The sequence below is a fragment of the Bradyrhizobium sp. USDA 3315 genome (assembly GCF_054056795.1).
The window spans coordinates 2,666,890-2,683,689 of sequence record NZ_JBSRYP010000001.1 but is presented as its reverse complement, the minus strand read 5'-3'; the positions used below and the strand labels follow the sequence as shown (position 1 = coordinate 2,683,689).

The window sequence follows — 16,800 nt, the reverse complement described above, 5'->3', positions numbered from 1 at the left end:
CCGGATCTTGGACGCACCAGAGCAGGACGGGACTGTGAGACGGCGGGCGGCCTTCGGGCCGCAGGGCCGTTTCCGCATCGTCCAGTTGCTGCGTGCGGTCCCGATCCGCTGGCGCATCCTTTCGATCGCCCTGCTCAACTCGGCGGTCGTGATCGTGCTGGCGGTGCTGATCTGGAACGGCGCGAAGGTGCTCGGCTCGGCCTGGGAGGATGTCCGCCAGGTGCGGGAATCCGACAAGATCCTGGCCAAGCTCGAAAGCGAGACCAGCCGTCTGCAGAACCTGATCCATCGCTACATCAATCAGCCGAGCCCGGACCTGTTCGCGGAAATCCTGCTGCTCCGCGAGGCCGTGCTCGGCACGCTGACCAACCGGGCCTCGACCGACCCGATGCTGTCAGGCTCGGTCGAGCAGCTGGAGCGGGTCACCAGCCGTTTCCTCGACGGCTTCGGCGAACTGCGCACCGTGCAGACCAGGATCGCCAAGACCTATGACGAGCAGGTGCTGTCGCCGACCAAGGACATGGCCGGGCTCTATTCGATCATCGAGGGCGCGACCGGCCATCGCGATGCGCTGATCTGGCCCGCGCTCGGCAAGTCGCGCGAGGCGTTCACCTCGCTGCTGGTCGCCGCCAACGCCTACTACCTCTCGCTTGCCTCCTCGTCGGCCGAGGAAGCCCGCCGCAACATCGATACGATCGAGCGGACGATTCCGGTCATGACCGATCTGGCCGAGAACGATCTGCAGCGCATGGCGCTGGCGCGGCTCAAGGTCAAGACCGCCGAGCTGCGCGACGGGCTCGGCAAGCTCAGCGAGCAGCTCACCAACCGCACCGATCTGCTGCGCAACTCGATCGACGCCAGCCAGGCCGATGCGATCGGCGCGATCGACGATCTCTCGGTGAAGATGCGCCAGCGCGAGCAGAAGGCGCAGGAGACGTTCGACAAGACGCTGACCTCGATCTCGCGCCGGGTGCTGTCGATTGCCGTGATCTTCCTCGGCGTCATCATGTCGGCCGGCGTCATGATCGCGCTGTCGATCCGGCTGCCGCTGGCGCAGATCATGGCCGCGATGCGCACCATCACCTCGGGTGACCTCGACCGGCCGGTGCAGGGCACGTCGGCCAAGGACGAGGTCGGCGCCATGGCGCGCGCGGTCGAAGTGTTCCGCGAAAACGCGATCGCCAAGCGCAAGACCGAGGACGAGCTGCGCACCGCCAAGGAGGAGGCCGAAAGCGCGCTGCTCGAGCTCAATACCGCGCAGCAGAACCTGATCGATGCCGAACGTCTCGCCGCGCTCGGCGGCCTCGTTGCCGGCGTCGCCCACGAGGTCAACAACCCGATCGGCATCAGCCTGACGGTGGCCTCGAGCTTTGCCCGCCGCAGCGAGATGTTCGAGAACGATTTGAAGACCGAGCCGCTGCGCCGCTCCAGGCTCGACGAGTTCGTCCGCGCCTCGCGTGACGCATCGCAGCAACTGGTCTCGAACCTGACGCGCGCCGGCGAGCTGATCCAGTCGTTCAAGCAGGTTGCCGTCGACCGCTCGCATGCCGAACGCCGCCAGTTCGCCTTGAGCGAATCCACCGACCAGATCGTGGCGAGCCTGCGGCCGGTGCTGAAGAAGGCCGCGATCGCGCTCTCGGTCGATGTGCCCGAGGGGCTCTTGATCGACGGCTATCCCGGCGCCTATGGGCAGATCTTAACCAATCTTTTCCTCAACGCCGTCAATCATGCCTTCGCCGATGGCCGCTCCGGCACCATCACCATCTCGGCGCGCGGGCGCGGCGCTGACGATGTGGAGATCATCTTCGCAGACGACGGGGCGGGCATGACGCCGGACGTGCAGCGGCAGGCGTTCGACCCGTTCTTTACGACGCGCCGCAACGAAGGTGGTACGGGCCTTGGCCTCCACATCGTCTATAACCTCGTCACCCAGCAGCTCGGTGGACGCATGATGCTGGAGTCAAGGGTAGGACAAGGCACCACTTTTCGCATTATCATGCCCAGGATCGCCAAGGGGGCTGCCAAGGGCGAGCCCACGATCGCTGACGCAGCAGCCGACGGAACCAGTCAATGGCCGAACAGGACGATGTCCTCCAACTGATCGACGATACCGAGAGCCCCCAGGAGGACTCGTCGGCCCGCAAATGGAAGATCGCCGTTATCGACGACGATCACGCCGTCCATGAAGGCACCCGCTTCGCGCTGAGCGACTACAACCTGAACGGTTCGACGCTGGAGATCCTCTCGGCCTACTCTGCGGCCGAAGGCCGCACGCTGATGCGGGACAACCCCGACATCGCAGCCGTGCTGCTCGACGTCATCATGGAGACCGACGTCGCCGGCCTCGAGCTCGTCGAGTTCATCCGCAACGAGATCAAGAACGAGACCGTGCGCATCATCCTGCGCACCGGCCAGCCCGGCCAGGCGCCGGAACGGCGCGTCATCGTGCAATACGACATCAACGACTACAAGGCGAAAACCGAGCTCACCGCCGACAAGCTGTTCACGTCGCTGACCGCCGCGCTGCGCAGCTACCAGCAGCTCGAGCGCATGGTGCAGACGCGGCGCGGGCTCGAGATCATCATCGACGCGGCCTCGACGCTGTACGACTTCAAGTCGATGCAGCGGCTGGCCGAGGGCGTGCTGACCCAGCTCGCCTCGCTGCTCAACGTCGACTGCGCCGGCATTCTGGTGCTGCGCGACGACGGCAATTCGGCGGCGGCCGATTTCTCGGTGCTGGCCTGCTCGGGCTGCTACAGCCGCTTCATCGGCACCACCTCGTCAAAGGCGCTCGATCCGGACCTGCGGCACATGGTGGAGGAAGCATTCCAGCGCCGCAAGAACGAGTTCGCCGACCACCGCAGCGTGCTCTATTCGCGCACCGGCAGCGGCCGCGAGGTCGTGGTGCTGCTGCAGGCCGAGCGCCAGCTCTCCGACACCGACCGTGCGCTGGTCGAGATCTTCTCGAGCCGGCTGTCGATCGCGTTCGACAATGTGATCCTCTACCAGCAGCTGCACGAGGCCAACACCCAGCTCGAGGACCGCGTTGCGCAGCGCACCCGCGCGCTGATGCAGGCCAACCGGCGGCTCTCGGCGCAATGGCTGCGGCTGCAGCGCGCCAACGGCTTCAAGAACGAAATCCTCGGCACCGTCGCTCACGATCTGAAGAACCCGCTCGGCGTCATCCTCGGCCGCACCGAGATGCTGACCGAGCTGATCGGCGCCGGCTCGCCGAAGGAAAACGTCACATCGCAGGTCGAGCACATCCGCGACGCGACCAAGCGGCTGACCTCGATGGTCGACCATCTGATCTCGGACGCGATGGCCGATGCCTTCGACATCACCATCCGCCGCGAGCCGGTCGACGTCGCGGCCCTGGTCAACGAGGTCACCGAGGCCAATCTGCCCTCGGCGGTCAACAAGCAGCAGAGCATCTCGGTCTCGGGGCCGCAGCAATTCGTCACGATGTGCGACGCCGACCGCATCCGCGAGGCGATCGACAACCTCGTCAGCAACGCCATCAAGTACTCGCCGATCGGCGGCAAGATCACGGTCACGGTCAGCCATGAGGGCGACGACACCGTGATCCGGATCGCCGACCAGGGCCCCGGCCTCAGCCCGGAGGATCTCGGCCGGCTGTTCGGCCGGTTCCAGCGGCTGTCGGCCAAGCCGACCGCGGGCGAGAGTTCGACCGGGCTCGGCCTTTCCATCGTCAAGCGCATCATCGACATGCATGGCGGCCATGTGACCGCGCAGAGCCCGGGCCCCGGACAGGGGTCGACCTTTACGGTTACACTGCCGGCGACAGAGACATCATGAGCCAGAACCCGCATATCTTCATCGTGGACGATGAGGCACCGGCCCGCGAAATGGTCGGCGATTACCTCAAGATGCACGGCTTCGGCGTGACGCTGTGCGATGGCGGCAAGAGCCTGCGCAAGGAGATCGAGGGCTGCACGCCCGATCTCGTGGTGCTGGACCTCAACATGCCCGAGGAAGACGGGCTGTCGATCATTCGCGACCTCAAGAGCAAGATCAACGTCCCCGTCATCATGCTGACAGCTACTGCCAGCCCGATCGACCGGGTGGTCGGGCTGGAGCTCGGCGCGGACGACTACGTGGCCAAGCCCTGCGAATTGCGCGAGCTGATGGCGCGCATCCGCTCGGTGCTGCGGCGGAGCGGGCCGGCGAAAGCGGCCGCGCCGGAACCGGCGAGCGCGAAGGCCGAAAAGGAGCAGCTGGTTCGGTTCGGCACCAAATGGCTCGATCTCGAGGCCCAGGCGCTGCGCGACGACGAGGGCAACGAGCATCCGTTGACGGCGTCCGAATTCGGCCTGCTGAAGGTGTTCGCGGCCAACCCGAAGCGGGTGCTGTCGCGCGAGCGGCTGCTGGAACTCGCCAATGCGCGCGACGCGGAGGCCTTCGACCGCGCCGTCGACCTGCGCATCATGCGCATCCGCCGCAAGATCGAATTCGACCCGACCAAGCCGTCGGTGATCCGCACCATCCGCGGCGGCGGCTACCTGTTCTCGCCGACCGGCGACAAGGCTTAGCGCTGCGAAAGCCGTCCCGCCTCTCAATGTCGTCCTGGCGAAAGCCAGGACCCATAACCACGACTGCCCGGGTTGGGTAGGCTGGACCCACAGCGGGCTCAAACAACGATCATTTGGGGGTATGGGTCCTGGCTTTCGCCAGGACGACAAATCGTTGTGCGGCACCGGCGGATTCAGCGACACAAAGGCTGTCAATCCGCGCAAAAATCCCTAAGTTTCGGCCATGCCGAAAACAGCCTCCAAAGCCCCCGCCAAGCCCGCATCGAAGACCGCCGCCAAGCCCGTTGCCGCCAAGGCCACGGCGAAGGGCGACCATGTCTTCCTGGTCGACGGTTCGTCCTACATCTTCCGCGCCTACCACGCGCTGCCGCCGCTGAACCGCAAATCCGACGGGCTGCAGGTCAATGCCGTGCTCGGCTTCTGCAACATGCTGTGGAAGCTGTTGCGCGACATGCCCGAGGACAACCGGCCGACGCATCTGGCGATCGTGTTCGACAAGTCGGAGATCACGTTCCGCAACAAGCTCTATCCCGACTATAAGGCGCACCGGCCGCCGGCGCCCGACGATTTGATTCCGCAATTCGCGCTGATCCGCGAGGCGGTGCGCGCCTTCGAACTGCCCTGCCTCGAGCAGGTCGGCTTCGAGGCCGACGATCTGATCGCGACCTATGCGCGGCTCGCCAGCGAGCGCGGCGCGACCACGACGATCGTGTCATCGGACAAGGATCTGATGCAGCTCGTCAACGACAAGGTCGTGATGTACGACACGATGAAGGATCGCCGCATCGGCCGCGACGAGGTGATCGAGAAATTCGGCGTGCCGCCGGAGAAGGTGGTCGAGGTGCAGGCGCTGGCCGGCGATTCCACCGACAACGTGCCCGGCGTGCCCGGCATCGGCATCAAGACCGCCGCGCAGCTGATCATCGAATATGGCGATCTCGATCAGCTACTGTTCCGCGCCGGCGAGATCAAGCAGCCGAAGCGGCGCGAGGCGCTGCTCGAGAATGCCGAGAAGGCGCGCATCTCGCGCCAGCTGGTGCTGCTCGACGACAAGGTCGAGCTCGAAGTGCCGCTCGACGACCTCGCCGTGAACGAGCCCGACTCGCGCCGGCTGATCGCCTTCCTCAAGGCGATGGAGTTCACCACCCTCACCCGGCGCGTCGCCGACTACGCGCAGATCGACCCGGCCAATGTCGATGCCGATCCCGGCAACAAGAGCGGCGCGAGCGTGTTCTCGCCATTGCCGCCATCGGATGTGACGCCTGTGCCCGGAGACGATCCGACATCGGCCGCGGCGCCGCTGCCGAAAGCCAAGCCGACCGGTGCGCGCGACGACAAGAATTCGAACCGCAAGGGCACGCCGGCAGCGCTGGCCGAGGCCCGCGGCGAGGCGATCCGGAAAATTGGCTTCGACCGCAAGGCGTATCAGGCAATCGGCAGCCTCGATCAGCTCCACGCCTTCATCGCCCGCGTGCCCGACACCGGCTATGTCGCGATCGAGGCGATGTCGGAATCGATCGACCCGATGCAGGGCGAGCTCGCGGGCCTTGCGCTGGCGCTGGCGCCAAATGATGCGTGTTACGTCCCGCTCGGCCACCGGCAGGCCGGCGGCGGCGCGGGCCTGTTCGATGCCGGCCTCGCACCGGGCCAGATCAAGACCGCCGAGGCGCTGGCGGCGCTGAGGCCGCTGCTGGAGTCCGTTGGAATCCAGAAGGTCGGCTTTGACGTCAAGTTCACCTCGGTGACGCTGGCGCAGCACGGAATCACCCTGCGCAACATCGACGATGCGCAGCTCATGAGCTACGCGCTCGATGCCGGCCGCGGCTCGCATGCGCTGGAGGCGCTCGCCGAGCGCTGGTTCGGCCACGCCGTCGTCAATTACGGCGGCCTCGTCGGCAGCGGCAAGGGCAAGCTGACCTTCGATCAGGTCACGATCGACAAGGCCAGCGAATATGCGGCCGAAAGTGCCGACGTGATCCTGCGGCTGTGGCGGGTGCTGAAGCCGCGTCTCGTCGCCGAGCGGATGACGACGGTGTACGAGACGCTGGAGCGGCCGCTGGTCTCGGTGCTGGCGCGGATGGAGCGCCGCGGCATCTCGATCGATCGCCAGGTGCTGTCGCGGCTGTCGGGCGATTTCGCCCAGACCGCTGCGCGCGTCGAGGCCGAGATCCAGGAGATCGCCGGCGAGCCGGTCAATGTCGGCAGCCCGAAGCAGATCGGCGACATCATCTTCGGCAAGATGGGATTGCCCGGCGGCAGCAAGACCAAGACCGGCGCGTGGTCGACCACCGCGCAGGTGCTCGACGAGCTCGCCGAGCAAGGCCACGAATTCCCGAAGAAGATCCTGGAGTGGCGCCAGGTCTCGAAGCTGAAATCGACCTACACCGACGCGCTGCCGACCTATGTCAATCCGCAGACCCATCGCGTCCACACCACCTACGCGCTGGCCGCGACCACCACGGGCCGGCTGTCGTCGAACGAGCCGAACCTGCAGAACATCCCTGTTCGTACCGAGGACGGCCGCAAGATCCGCCGCGCGTTCATCGCGACGCCGGGCCACAAGCTGGTGTCGGCCGACTATTCCCAGATCGAGTTGCGGCTGCTCGCCGAGATCGCCGACGTGCCGGTGCTGCGCCAGGCCTTCCGCGACGGGCTCGACATTCACGCCATGACCGCATCCGAAATGTTCGGCGTGCCGATCAAGGACATGCCGAGCGAGGTGCGCCGCCGTGCCAAGGCGATCAACTTCGGCATCATCTACGGCATCTCGGCGTTCGGCCTCGCCAACCAGCTCGGCATCGCGCGCGAGGAGGCCTCGGCCTACATCAAGAAATACTTCGAGCGCTTCCCGGGCATCCGCGCCTATATGGACGAGACCAAGGACTTCTGCCGCCGCAACGGCTATGTGACGACACTGTTCGGGCGCAAGTGCTACTACCCCGACATCAAGGCCTCCAACGCCTCGGTGCGCGCCTTCAACGAACGCGCCGCGATCAATGCGCGTTTGCAGGGCACCGCGGCCGACATCATCCGCCGCGCCATGATCCGCGTCGAGGACGCGCTCACCGAGAAAAAACTCTCGGCGCAGATGCTGCTCCAGGTGCATGACGAACTGATCTTCGAGGTGCCCGACGACGAGGTCGCGGCGACGCTGCCGGTGGTGCAGAAGGTGATGCAGGACGCGCCTTTCCCTGCGGTGATCCTGTCGCTGCCGCTGCAGGTCGACGCCCGCGCCGCGAACAATTGGGACGAGGCGCATTAGAATCCGCCTCGCCCCGCTTGCGGGGAGAGGTCGGATCGCTCTTGCGATCCGGGTGAGGGGGGACAGGTCTCACCTCGGTCCTTGCACGTTGAGAGAACCCCTCACCCCAACCCTCTCAGAGCGAGCTTCGCTCGTCTCGACCCCGCATCCGCCTTCGCCCGAAGGCGGGCTTCGGCGGACAAGAGAGCGGGGCGAGGGAGCGCACCACCGCCCCGCCACATTGCTCCGAGAGCAATTCCGCGATGGCCGCGCGGCGGACGGCACGCTAGAAGCGTGCGCATCCCTCGCGAGACCCGTCATGCCCCACACATCCGCTTTGCTCGGCTTTGCGCTCATCTGCCTTGGCATGGTGCTGACGCCGGGGCCGAACATGATCTACCTGATCTCGCGTTCGATCACGCAGGGGCCGGCGGCCGGCATCGTCTCGCTCGGCGGCGTGGCGCTCGGCTTCGTGTTCTACATGCTGTGCGCGGCGTTCGGCATCACCGCACTGCTGTTTGCGATTCCCTACGCCTATGACGCGCTGCGCTTTGCCGGCGCGGGCTATTTGCTGTGGCTGGCATGGCAGGCCGTGAGGCCCGGCGGCCGCTCGCCGTTCCAGGTCAAGGCGCTGAAGGTCGACGGCCCGCGCAAGCTGTTCGCGATGGGCTTCGTCACCAATCTGCTCAACCCGAAGATCGCGATGCTCTATCTGGCGCTGCTGCCGCAGTTCATCGATCCCGCCGGCGGCAGCGTGCTGACGCAGTCGCTCGCGCTCGGCTCGATCCAGATCGTGATCAGCGTCAGCGTCAACGCGATGATCGCGCTCGCCGCCGGTTCGATCGCGGTGTTCCTCGGCACCCGCCCGACCTGGCTCCTGGTGCAGCGCTGGCTGATGGGCACGGTGCTCGCAGGGCTGGCGATGAAGATGGCGCTCGAGGCGCGGCGGGCCTAGCTTTCTTCACCTCGCCCCGCTCTTGCGGGGAGAGGTCGGCGCGTAGCGCCGGGTGAGGGGCGCATCCGCAAATTCAATTCCCACCGTTATCGGGGAGATAGCCCCTCACCCCACCCCTCTCCCCGCAAGGGCGGGGCGAGGGAGAAGATCAATCCAGCTTCGCCTCCATTCCCCGCTTCGTCGCCGGGCGAGCCATCAGCGTCTCGTACCAGCGCTTGACGTTGGGGAAGTCTGATAGCTCGACCTTGTGGCGCGGATGGCGCCAGGCCCAGCCGAGGATGGCGAAATCGGCGACCGAGAGATCGCCGGCGACGAATTCGCGCCCCTGAAGCCGGCGGTCGAGCACGCCGTAGAGCCGCCGCGTCTCGGCCATGTAGCGCTTCAGGCCGTAGGCGCGGTCCTGCTCGTTCTCCAGCGCGATGAAATGGTGTACCTGGCCCGGCATCGGGCCGAAGCCGCCCATCTGCCACATCAGCCACTCATAGACCGGGATCCGCTCGGAGAGCGGCTTCGGCAGGAACTTGCCGGTCTTCTCGCCGAGATAGAGCAGGATCGCGCCGGACTCGAAAATGCTGACCGGCTTGCCGCCCGGCCCATCCGGATCGACGATCGCCGGGATCTTGTTGTTCGGGCTGATCGCGAGGAAGGCGGGCGCCATCTGCTCGCCCTTGCTGATGTTCACCGGGATCACCTGGTAGGGCAGCCCCATTTCCTCCAGCGCCACGGAGATCTTGCGGCCGTTGGGAGTGTTCCAGGTGTGCAGCTCGATGGTCATTTCCGCTTCCCGTGCAAGTGTTTGGGCAAGTGTTTGGCCGAGTGTTTGGCGCCTGCTTACGGGGAACGGAACGGCCGCACAACCGCGCTTTCCGGAAAGCACGCCCGCGGAAATCGCGGCTTGGGCACTGTTGACGGCCCGATTTCCACGCTGGAATGTGCCGGTAAGCGTGGATAGATTGCCGCCCGCCTCAAACCCTCAAGGGAAAAAGTCTTTGTCCAAATCAGCCTCCCGCGCCCGCCTCGCCGAGATCATCCGCAAGCGCTCGTTCGGCCGCGGCGAGATCACGCTGGCGTCGGGCCGCAAGAGCGACTTCTATTTCAACCTGAAGCCGACGATGCTCGATCCCGAGGGCGCGGCGCTGCTCGCCGAGCTCACCTATGAAGCGCTGAAGGACGACAAGCTTGATTTCGTCGGCGGGCTCGAGATGGGCGCGGTGCCGCTCGCCGGCGCCATCGCGCAACTGTCCTGGCTGAAGGGCCACCCGATCGCGGCGTTCTTCGTGCGCAAGAAGCCGAAGGAGCACGGCGCGAAGCTGTCCGTCGAAGGGCTGGCGAAGGGCGAGAGCCTTGCGGGCAAGCGCATCGTCATCGTCGAGGACGTCACCACGACGGGCGGCTCGGCGCTGAAGGCGGTGGAAGCCGTGCGCGAGGCCGGCGGCGAGATCGCCCTGGTCTTCACCATGGTCGACCGCGAGGAAGGCGCCACCGAGACGTTCGCCGAAGCCGGGCTCCAATTCCGCGCGCTGTACAAGGCGGGCGAGTTCCTCAAGGACTGACGGTCTCTCTTCTCCCTCGCCCCGTTCTTACCGGGGCCTCTCTCCGCGCTTGCAATTGTCGAGAGACCTGTACCCCCTCACCCGGATCGCATCTTACGATGCGACATAGCCGAAGCCTTGCTTCGGCGTTCTTGAGGACGGCCGCCGAAGGCGGCCTATGCCTCTCCCCGCAAGCGGGGCGAGGTAAGCGAGATTCGCTTTCCTGTGACGCAGTCACGCTCAATCAATCGCTCGTTTACCATCACGCCTTAAGGTGAAGCCGCCGGGGCAGCTTGTCGCCGCGGCGTGGCGCGTCGGGTGGAGTTGGCGTTGCGTACAGAGTTGAGTGATCGGCGCATGCGGCGCCGCGTGATGCTTGCCGCCGCGGCCTTTGCGGGTTCCATCCTGGTGGTGCCCGCGCCTGTGTCGGCCGAAGGGCTGTTCGACTTCTTCTTCGGCGGTTCCCAGAAGCAGCAGAGCCGGCAGGCGCCGCCGCAAGCCAATTTCTTCGCCGACCCGTTCGGCCTCAACCAGCAGGCTGAACGGCAGCCGTCCGCCCCCATCTCGGCGCCGCGCGTGGCCGGCTCCGGACCGGCGTATTGCGTGCGCAGCTGCGACGGCAAATATTTTCCGCTGACGATGCGCGGCAACGCCACGCCGGCGCAGCTTTGCCAGGCCTTCTGTCCGGCCAGCGCGACCAAGGTCTATTACGGCAGCCATATCGACAGCGCCGCATCGACCGCCGGCGAACGCTACGCCGACAGCGAGAACGCCTTCGCCTATCGCAAGGCGTTGCGCGCCGACTGCACCTGCAACGGCCGCGACCCGGCAGGGCTCGCGCCGGTCGACCTCGCGCTCGATGCCTCGCTGCGCGCCGGCGACGTGATCGCGACCACCGACGGCCTCGTCGCCTATACCGGCATCCGTGTCGGCAACGAGCAGTCGTTCGACTTCACGCCGGTTGCCTCCTATCCCGGACTGACTTCGGCGGTCCGCGCGCGGCTCGGCGAAATGAAGGTCGCCCCCGTCAGCGCCGAGATCGCCGGCGACGCGCCGCTGCCGGAAACCAGAAGCGATGTCGCGCCGTCGCCGCCGTCGTCTGTTGCGCCGAAAGGCAACGCCGCAAAGCCCGCCAAGCGGGCCGAAGCGAACTGACGGGCGTAAGCCCGTCATTGCGGGATGGTGCGTAAGCACCAGACCCGGAATCTCGAGATTCCGGGTTCGATGCGTCGCATCGCCCCGGAATGACATCGCGACAACTATCAGCGCGCCACGATCACGCCGATCACGTTCGGCGCGGCCATGTATTTCTCCTCGATCGCGGCCCGCGCGGCCGCGCGGTTCTCCGGATTGAGGATGCCGCGCTTCTCGGCGAGGATCATCCAGCAATAGCCCCACCAGTCCGTCAGCATGCCGTGGTCGTCGACGAGATCATAACCCTGCTCGCCGGCGAAGATCCGCGCATGCGCTTCATCGAGCGTGTCGAGCCAGGCGTGATCCTCGTCCGAGAACAGCTCGTCGCTGAAATCATCCGTGGTGTAGCCCCAGATCGACATGCAGACCGCGTTGAACTCGCGATCGAGCTGGTCGTCGTCGATCGGCTGGCGGCGCGAGGCCCGGTGCAGCCGCGACAGCGACCGCGCGAAATCGGCAATCCGGGTCAGGGCGAATTGATCGAAGGCGATGGTGGACATGTAGTCCTCGCAGAGACTGAAAGACCATAGATATTGTGTCGGCGCAGGCACCGAATCACAATGATATATCAAAGACTTGCTAAAGTGTTCTTAATTCGTTCTGATGCTATCAGTAGACGTCGCCCCGGCGAAGGCCGGGGCCCATAACCACCGCTATCGGACATCTCACGTGATCGGTGCCCCGAAATGAATGCCGCAGTCTATTACGTCTACATTCTCGCGAGCCGCCGCCATGGGACACTCTACGTCGGCGTCAGCAACGATCTTTGCAATCGGCTTACGCTTCACCGCTCTGGACACGGCTCACAGTTCGTCAAGAAATACGGCGTCACGCGACTGGTTTACGTGGAGGTCTACGCCACACCGCAGGAAGCGATCGCACGGGAAAAAGCGCTGAAGGAATGGCGCCGCGACTGGAAGATTCGCCTGATCGAGAAAGACAATCCGGAGTGGGGCGACCTGTCCCATCTTCTCTGACGGCTGTGGTTATGGGCCCCGGCCTTCGCCGGGGCGACGAATTGCGGTGACTGCCCTCGCCTCATGAAAAAGCTGACACAGCGCCCCCAAAAGCAATTCGGGCCGCTGACCAGGTCAGCGGCCCGTTGAAAATGGCTTCGGAATGAAATGCGTCGGAGCTGAAAAACGTGCCCGCCCCACGAGCGACAGCTGTGTTTGTAAAGGCTCCGTTAAGGCTTGGAAATCCGTATCACCACGGTGTTTCGGATCGCGCGTGAAAGCGCGTTGAGCGGCCGCTCAATTCGCTGCCGAGAGCAGCTTGTCGCCGCAGGCATTCGCGTAGAACTTGCCGCCGCATTGCCGCTTGATGGCGGCGCAGCGCGCGGCGGGCGATGCGTTCTGCGCCGCGCTGAAGCCGCAACTCAGGCCGTCGGCGCTGCGGGCCGGTCTGCCCGCGGCATCGGCTGCGCTGGTCGCCGTGATGCACACCACGAGCAACGCCGCGGCCGCGATTTCGATCAAGAGTCTCATCACGCATCCTCCGGTCAATTGTCGCGAAATCCCGGCTTCTGCAGCGCCATCGTAGCACCCATGACGGCTGGTCCGGAAGGTTCCCGAAGCGGCCCGGTGCTTGCATAAAATCACGGCAGCGCTGTGTATGGCATCGTCCCTGACGGTTTCGATTGCCATGCAAGGCGGGTATCATTGCGCTGGAGCGTGATCGGAAGGCCGCGGAACCGGGATTTCCGGGGGAACCATGCTCCACCAATGAGATGGGGTCATGATGCCGGTCATCGCATCATGTTCCGGTTTGAACGGCAGGGATTGGGCGCGTTGCAGGAACAGACAAACTACCCGGCATTGAACCAGCCGATCGACGAGCTGGCGCTGACCGAGATCAAGAGCGCGATCCTGGCCAAGCTCCGGCTTGCGATCGGCAAGGACGCCACCGTTGCGACCAGACGCGACTGGTACAAGGCCGCGGCGCTGACGCTGCGCGACCGCATCGTGCACCACTGGCTGACGGCCGAGAAGCAGAGCTACGACGCCGGCGCCAAGCGCGTCTATTATCTCTCGCTCGAGTTCCTGATCGGGCGCCTGTTCACCGACGCGCTCAACAATATGGGACTACTGCCGCTGTTCGAGGCGGCGCTCGGCGACCTCGGCGTCGATCTCTCGGACCTGCGCAAATGCGAGCCGGATGCGGCGCTCGGCAATGGCGGCCTCGGGCGGCTTGCGGCCTGCTTCATGGAGAGCATGGCGACGCTGGCGATCCCCGCGACCGGCTACGGCATCCGCTACGATTTCGGCCTGTTCCGCCAGATCATGAACCATGGCTGGCAGCAGGAATATCCCGATGAATGGCTCGCCTTCGGCAACCCCTGGGAATTCCAGCGGCCGGAGGTGGTCTACAACGTTCACTTCGGCGGCCACGTCGAGCACATCGACGAGCGCGGCCGCGACCGCGCCACCTGGCATCCGGCGGAAACCGTCGAGGCCATGGCCTATGACACGCCGATCGTCGGCTGGCGCGGCCAGCACGTCAACGCGCTTCGCCTGTGGTCGGCGCATGCACCCGATCCGCTCGAGCTCGACGTCTTCAACACCGGCGACTACGTCTCGGCCAGCGCCGAGCAGGCGCGCGCGGAAGCAATCTGCAAATTCCTCTATCCGAACGACGAGAGCGCGGCAGGCCGCGAGCTCCGGCTGCGCCAGGAATATTTCTTCGTCTCGGCCTCGTTGCAGGATCTCGTCAAGCGGCATCTCGCCTCCGACGGCGGCCTGCGCAACCTTGCGCAGAAGGCGGCCGTGCAGCTCAACGATACCCATCCGAGCCTTGCGGTCACCGAGTTGATGCGCATCCTGGTCGACCTGCACAATTTCCGCTGGGACGAGGCCTGGAAGATCACGGTCGCGACCCTGTCCTACACCAACCACACGCTGCTGCCGGAGGCGCTCGAGACCTGGCCGGTCGAATTGTTCGAGCGGCTGCTGCCGCGGCATCTCGAGATCATCTACCGCATCAATGTGGCCCATCTCGCGCTCGCCGAGGAACGCTTCCCCGGCGACATCGAATATCGCGCCTCGGTCTCGCTGATCGACGAGCGCAGCGGCCGCCGCGTGCGGATGGGCCAGCTCGCCTTCGTCGGCTCGCACCGCATCAACGGCGTCTCCGCGATGCATTCCGACCTGATGAAGGAGACCGTGTTCCACGACCTGCATCATCTCTATCCGTCACGCATCACCAACAAGACCAACGGCATCACCTTCCGCCGCTGGCTGATGCTGGCCAACCCGCGGCTGACCGCGCTGCTGCGCGAAACCTGCGGCGAGGCCGTGCTCGACGACTTCTCGCTGCTCGAGCGCCTCGAGACCCATTCGAGCGACCTGGAATTCCAGAAGCGCTTCCGCGACGTCAAGCATCACAACAAGCTGGCGCTGGCGCGGTTGATCCGCGAGCGCAACGGCATCCAGGTCGATCCCTCGGCGCTGTTCGACGTGCAGATCAAGCGCATCCACGAATACAAGCGGCAGCTGCTCAACATCCTGGAGACGATCGCGCTGTATCACGCGATGAAGGACGATCCGCGGCGCGACTGGGTGCCGCGCGTGAAAATCTTCGCCGGCAAGGCGGCGGCGAGCTACCGCTACGCCAAGCTGATCATCAAGCTGATCAACGACGTCGCCGAAATCGTCAACAACGACGCTTCGCTCGGCGGCAGGCTGAAGGTCGCCTTTCTCGCCGACTACAATGTCAGCCTCGCCGAGGTGATCATTCCGGCCGCCGATCTCTCCGAGCAGATCTCGACCGCCGGCATGGAGGCGTCCGGCACCGGCAACATGAAGCTCGCGCTGAACGGCGCACTGACGATCGGCACGCTCGACGGCGCCAATATCGAGATCCGCGACAATGTCGGCGAGGAGAACATCGCGATCTTCGGCCTCGAGGCCGGCGACGTCATGGTCCGCCGCAAGCAGGGATTGGATGCCAGCGACGCGATCCGCAAATCGCCACGGCTGGAGCGCGCGATCCGCGCCATCGAGAGCGGCGAGTTCTCGCCCGGCGATCCCGCACGCTTCGCCTCGATCGGGCACGCGTTGCGCTACCTCGATCACTACATGGTCTCGGCCGATTTCGATTCCTATTACGACGCGCAGCGCGGCATCGACGCCCGCTGGATGGTAGCGCCGGCCTGGACCCGCGCCTCGATCCTCAATGTGGCGCGCATGGCCTGGTTCTCCTCCGACCGCACCATCCGCGAATATGCCGAGGACATCTGGCACGTGCCGATGCATCCGGGTGCCTCGCCGCAGCTCGGCAACCAGCGCGAGGCGAAGGGATAATCCCGGGACGCGGAAATCGATTACGCCCGACGTCATTGAAATCAGCGCAATGCTCGCGATATTGCATGACGAACGTCATTGCTCGTCATTGCGTATGGCGATACGGAAGCGCCAGTCGATATTGAAAGACCTGCATGCTCACCAAGACCCCGCACCTTTTCGATGAAGCCACCGCCGTGACCGCCGGCGACAGCCGCTGGCAGGGACGGACCAGTCCCGATTACTGGGCGTTCGTCGGCCCGTTCGGCGGCTGCACGGCCGCGACCATCCTGCGCGCGCTGATGCAGCATCCGCAGCGCGCGGGCGATCCGCTGGCGCTGACGGTCAACTACTGCGCGCCGGTCGCCGAGGGCGCGTTCGATCTCGATGTCCGCCTGGTCAAGGCCAACCGCTCGAGCCAGCACTGGTCGGTCGACATGACGCAGGGCGGCGGCGAGGTCGCGACACTGGCGACCGCCGTGTTCGCCGAGCGCCGCCCGTCCTGGTCGCACCAGCCGGCCGGGTTTCCGGGCGCCGTGCCGTTCGACGAGCTGCGGTCCTTTCCGAAACTCAAGATGACCTGGGCCAACCAGTACGATTTCCGTTTCGCCGAGGGCGAGCCGAAGTTCGCCGGCGGCGGCGGCGCGAAACAGCCGTCGAGCCCGTATTCAAAGCTCTGGATCGCCGACCGTGTGCCGCGCAAGCTCGATGCGCTGTCGCTGATGTCGATGTCGGACGCGTTCTTCGGCCGCGTCTTCCACGCAAGGCACGAACTGGTGCCGTTCGGCACCGTGTCGCTGACGACCTATTTCCACGCCGACGCGGCCGACCTGGATGCGGAGGATACCACCCGCGTGCTCGCCACCGCCGACGCCAAGAGCTTCCACAAGAGCTACGGCGACCAGCACGGCGAATTGTGGTCGCCGTCCGGCCGGCTGCTCGCGACCACGACGCAGATCGCTTATTTCAAGGCGTAGCCAAATATCCACATTGGTCTGTTACGACCGCATTGCCTATTTCAAGGGTTGAGGGAACATTGGCACGT

General features: G+C 65.4%; 13 protein-coding genes. 10 read left to right on the top strand and 3 right to left on the bottom strand.

Features of this window, described 5'->3' with window-relative positions; genetic code table 11:
• Positions 1 to 34 precede the first annotated feature (34 nt).
• From ACVIYL_RS12270 to ACVIYL_RS12250, 5 genes are all read left to right on the top strand, one after another.
• Entirely contained in the window at positions 35 to 2,101 is a 2,067-nt protein-coding gene (locus ACVIYL_RS12270) for an ATP-binding protein (RefSeq protein WP_456778661.1), read from the top strand.
• Positions 2,071 to 3,819, top strand: coding sequence for an ATP-binding response regulator (locus ACVIYL_RS12265; RefSeq protein ID WP_092078609.1), 1,749 nt, complete (start codon positions 2,071 to 2,073; stop codon positions 3,817 to 3,819). The genes ACVIYL_RS12270 and ACVIYL_RS12265 overlap by 31 nt, the downstream gene beginning before the upstream one ends.
• Entirely contained in the window at positions 3,816 to 4,553 is a 738-nt protein-coding gene (locus ACVIYL_RS12260; protein ID WP_028333805.1) for a response regulator, read from the top strand. Before ACVIYL_RS12265 ends, ACVIYL_RS12260 begins: the two co-directional genes overlap by 4 nt.
• A gap of 223 nt (positions 4,554 to 4,776) precedes the next feature.
• A complete protein-coding gene (polA, locus tag ACVIYL_RS12255; RefSeq protein WP_456778660.1) occupies positions 4,777 to 7,815 on the top strand; it encodes a DNA polymerase I in 3,039 nt (1,012 codons plus the stop codon).
• A 298-nt stretch (positions 7,816 to 8,113) separates the two neighbouring features.
• Positions 8,114 to 8,749, top strand: a complete 636-nt coding sequence (locus tag ACVIYL_RS12250; RefSeq protein WP_028333807.1) for a LysE family translocator — start codon at positions 8,114 to 8,116, stop codon at positions 8,747 to 8,749.
• 148 nt (positions 8,750 to 8,897) lie between these two features.
• Here the strand turns inward: ACVIYL_RS12250 and ACVIYL_RS12245 are convergent, their stop codons facing one another.
• Entirely contained in the window at positions 8,898 to 9,524 is a 627-nt protein-coding gene (locus ACVIYL_RS12245) for a glutathione S-transferase family protein (RefSeq protein ID WP_456778659.1), read from the bottom strand.
• 214 nt (positions 9,525 to 9,738) lie between these two features.
• Here ACVIYL_RS12245 and pyrE point away from each other — a divergent pair, with 214 nt between their 5' ends.
• Together pyrE and ACVIYL_RS12235 are read left to right on the top strand one after the other, a co-directional pair.
• On the top strand, positions 9,739 to 10,302 hold the full coding sequence (pyrE, locus tag ACVIYL_RS12240; protein ID WP_057019495.1) for an orotate phosphoribosyltransferase: 564 nt from the start codon (positions 9,739 to 9,741) through the stop codon (positions 10,300 to 10,302).
• Positions 10,303 to 10,638: 336 nt separating this feature from the next.
• A complete protein-coding gene (locus tag ACVIYL_RS12235) occupies positions 10,639 to 11,436 on the top strand; it encodes a DUF2865 domain-containing protein (protein WP_456778658.1) in 798 nt (265 codons plus the stop codon).
• Between the two features lie 107 nt (positions 11,437 to 11,543).
• On the opposite strand, the gene ACVIYL_RS12230 is transcribed toward ACVIYL_RS12235, so the two are convergent.
• Positions 11,544 to 11,975 carry a hypothetical protein gene (locus ACVIYL_RS12230; protein ID WP_456778657.1) on the bottom strand — a complete coding sequence of 144 codons (432 nt, stop codon included), beginning with the start codon at positions 11,973 to 11,975 and terminating at the stop codon, positions 11,544 to 11,546.
• Between the two features lie 186 nt (positions 11,976 to 12,161).
• Here ACVIYL_RS12230 and ACVIYL_RS12225 point away from each other — a divergent pair, with 186 nt between their 5' ends.
• Entirely contained in the window at positions 12,162 to 12,452 is a 291-nt protein-coding gene (locus tag ACVIYL_RS12225; protein ID WP_028340469.1) for a GIY-YIG nuclease family protein, read from the top strand.
• 276 nt (positions 12,453 to 12,728) lie between these two features.
• Here the strand turns inward: ACVIYL_RS12225 and ACVIYL_RS12220 are convergent, their stop codons facing one another.
• A complete protein-coding gene (locus tag ACVIYL_RS12220; RefSeq protein WP_456778656.1) occupies positions 12,729 to 12,962 on the bottom strand; it encodes a hypothetical protein in 234 nt (77 codons plus the stop codon).
• Between the two features lie 270 nt (positions 12,963 to 13,232).
• On the opposite strand from ACVIYL_RS12220, the gene ACVIYL_RS12215 reads away from it, so the two are divergent.
• Complete coding sequence (locus tag ACVIYL_RS12215; protein WP_456778655.1) at positions 13,233 to 15,776, top strand: glycogen/starch/alpha-glucan phosphorylase; 2,544 nt, start codon at positions 13,233 to 13,235, stop codon at positions 15,774 to 15,776.
• Between the two features lie 134 nt (positions 15,777 to 15,910).
• Positions 15,911 to 16,732, top strand: a complete 822-nt coding sequence (locus ACVIYL_RS12210; RefSeq protein WP_456778654.1) for an acyl-CoA thioesterase — start codon at positions 15,911 to 15,913, stop codon at positions 16,730 to 16,732.
• Positions 16,733 to 16,800 lie beyond the last annotated feature (68 nt).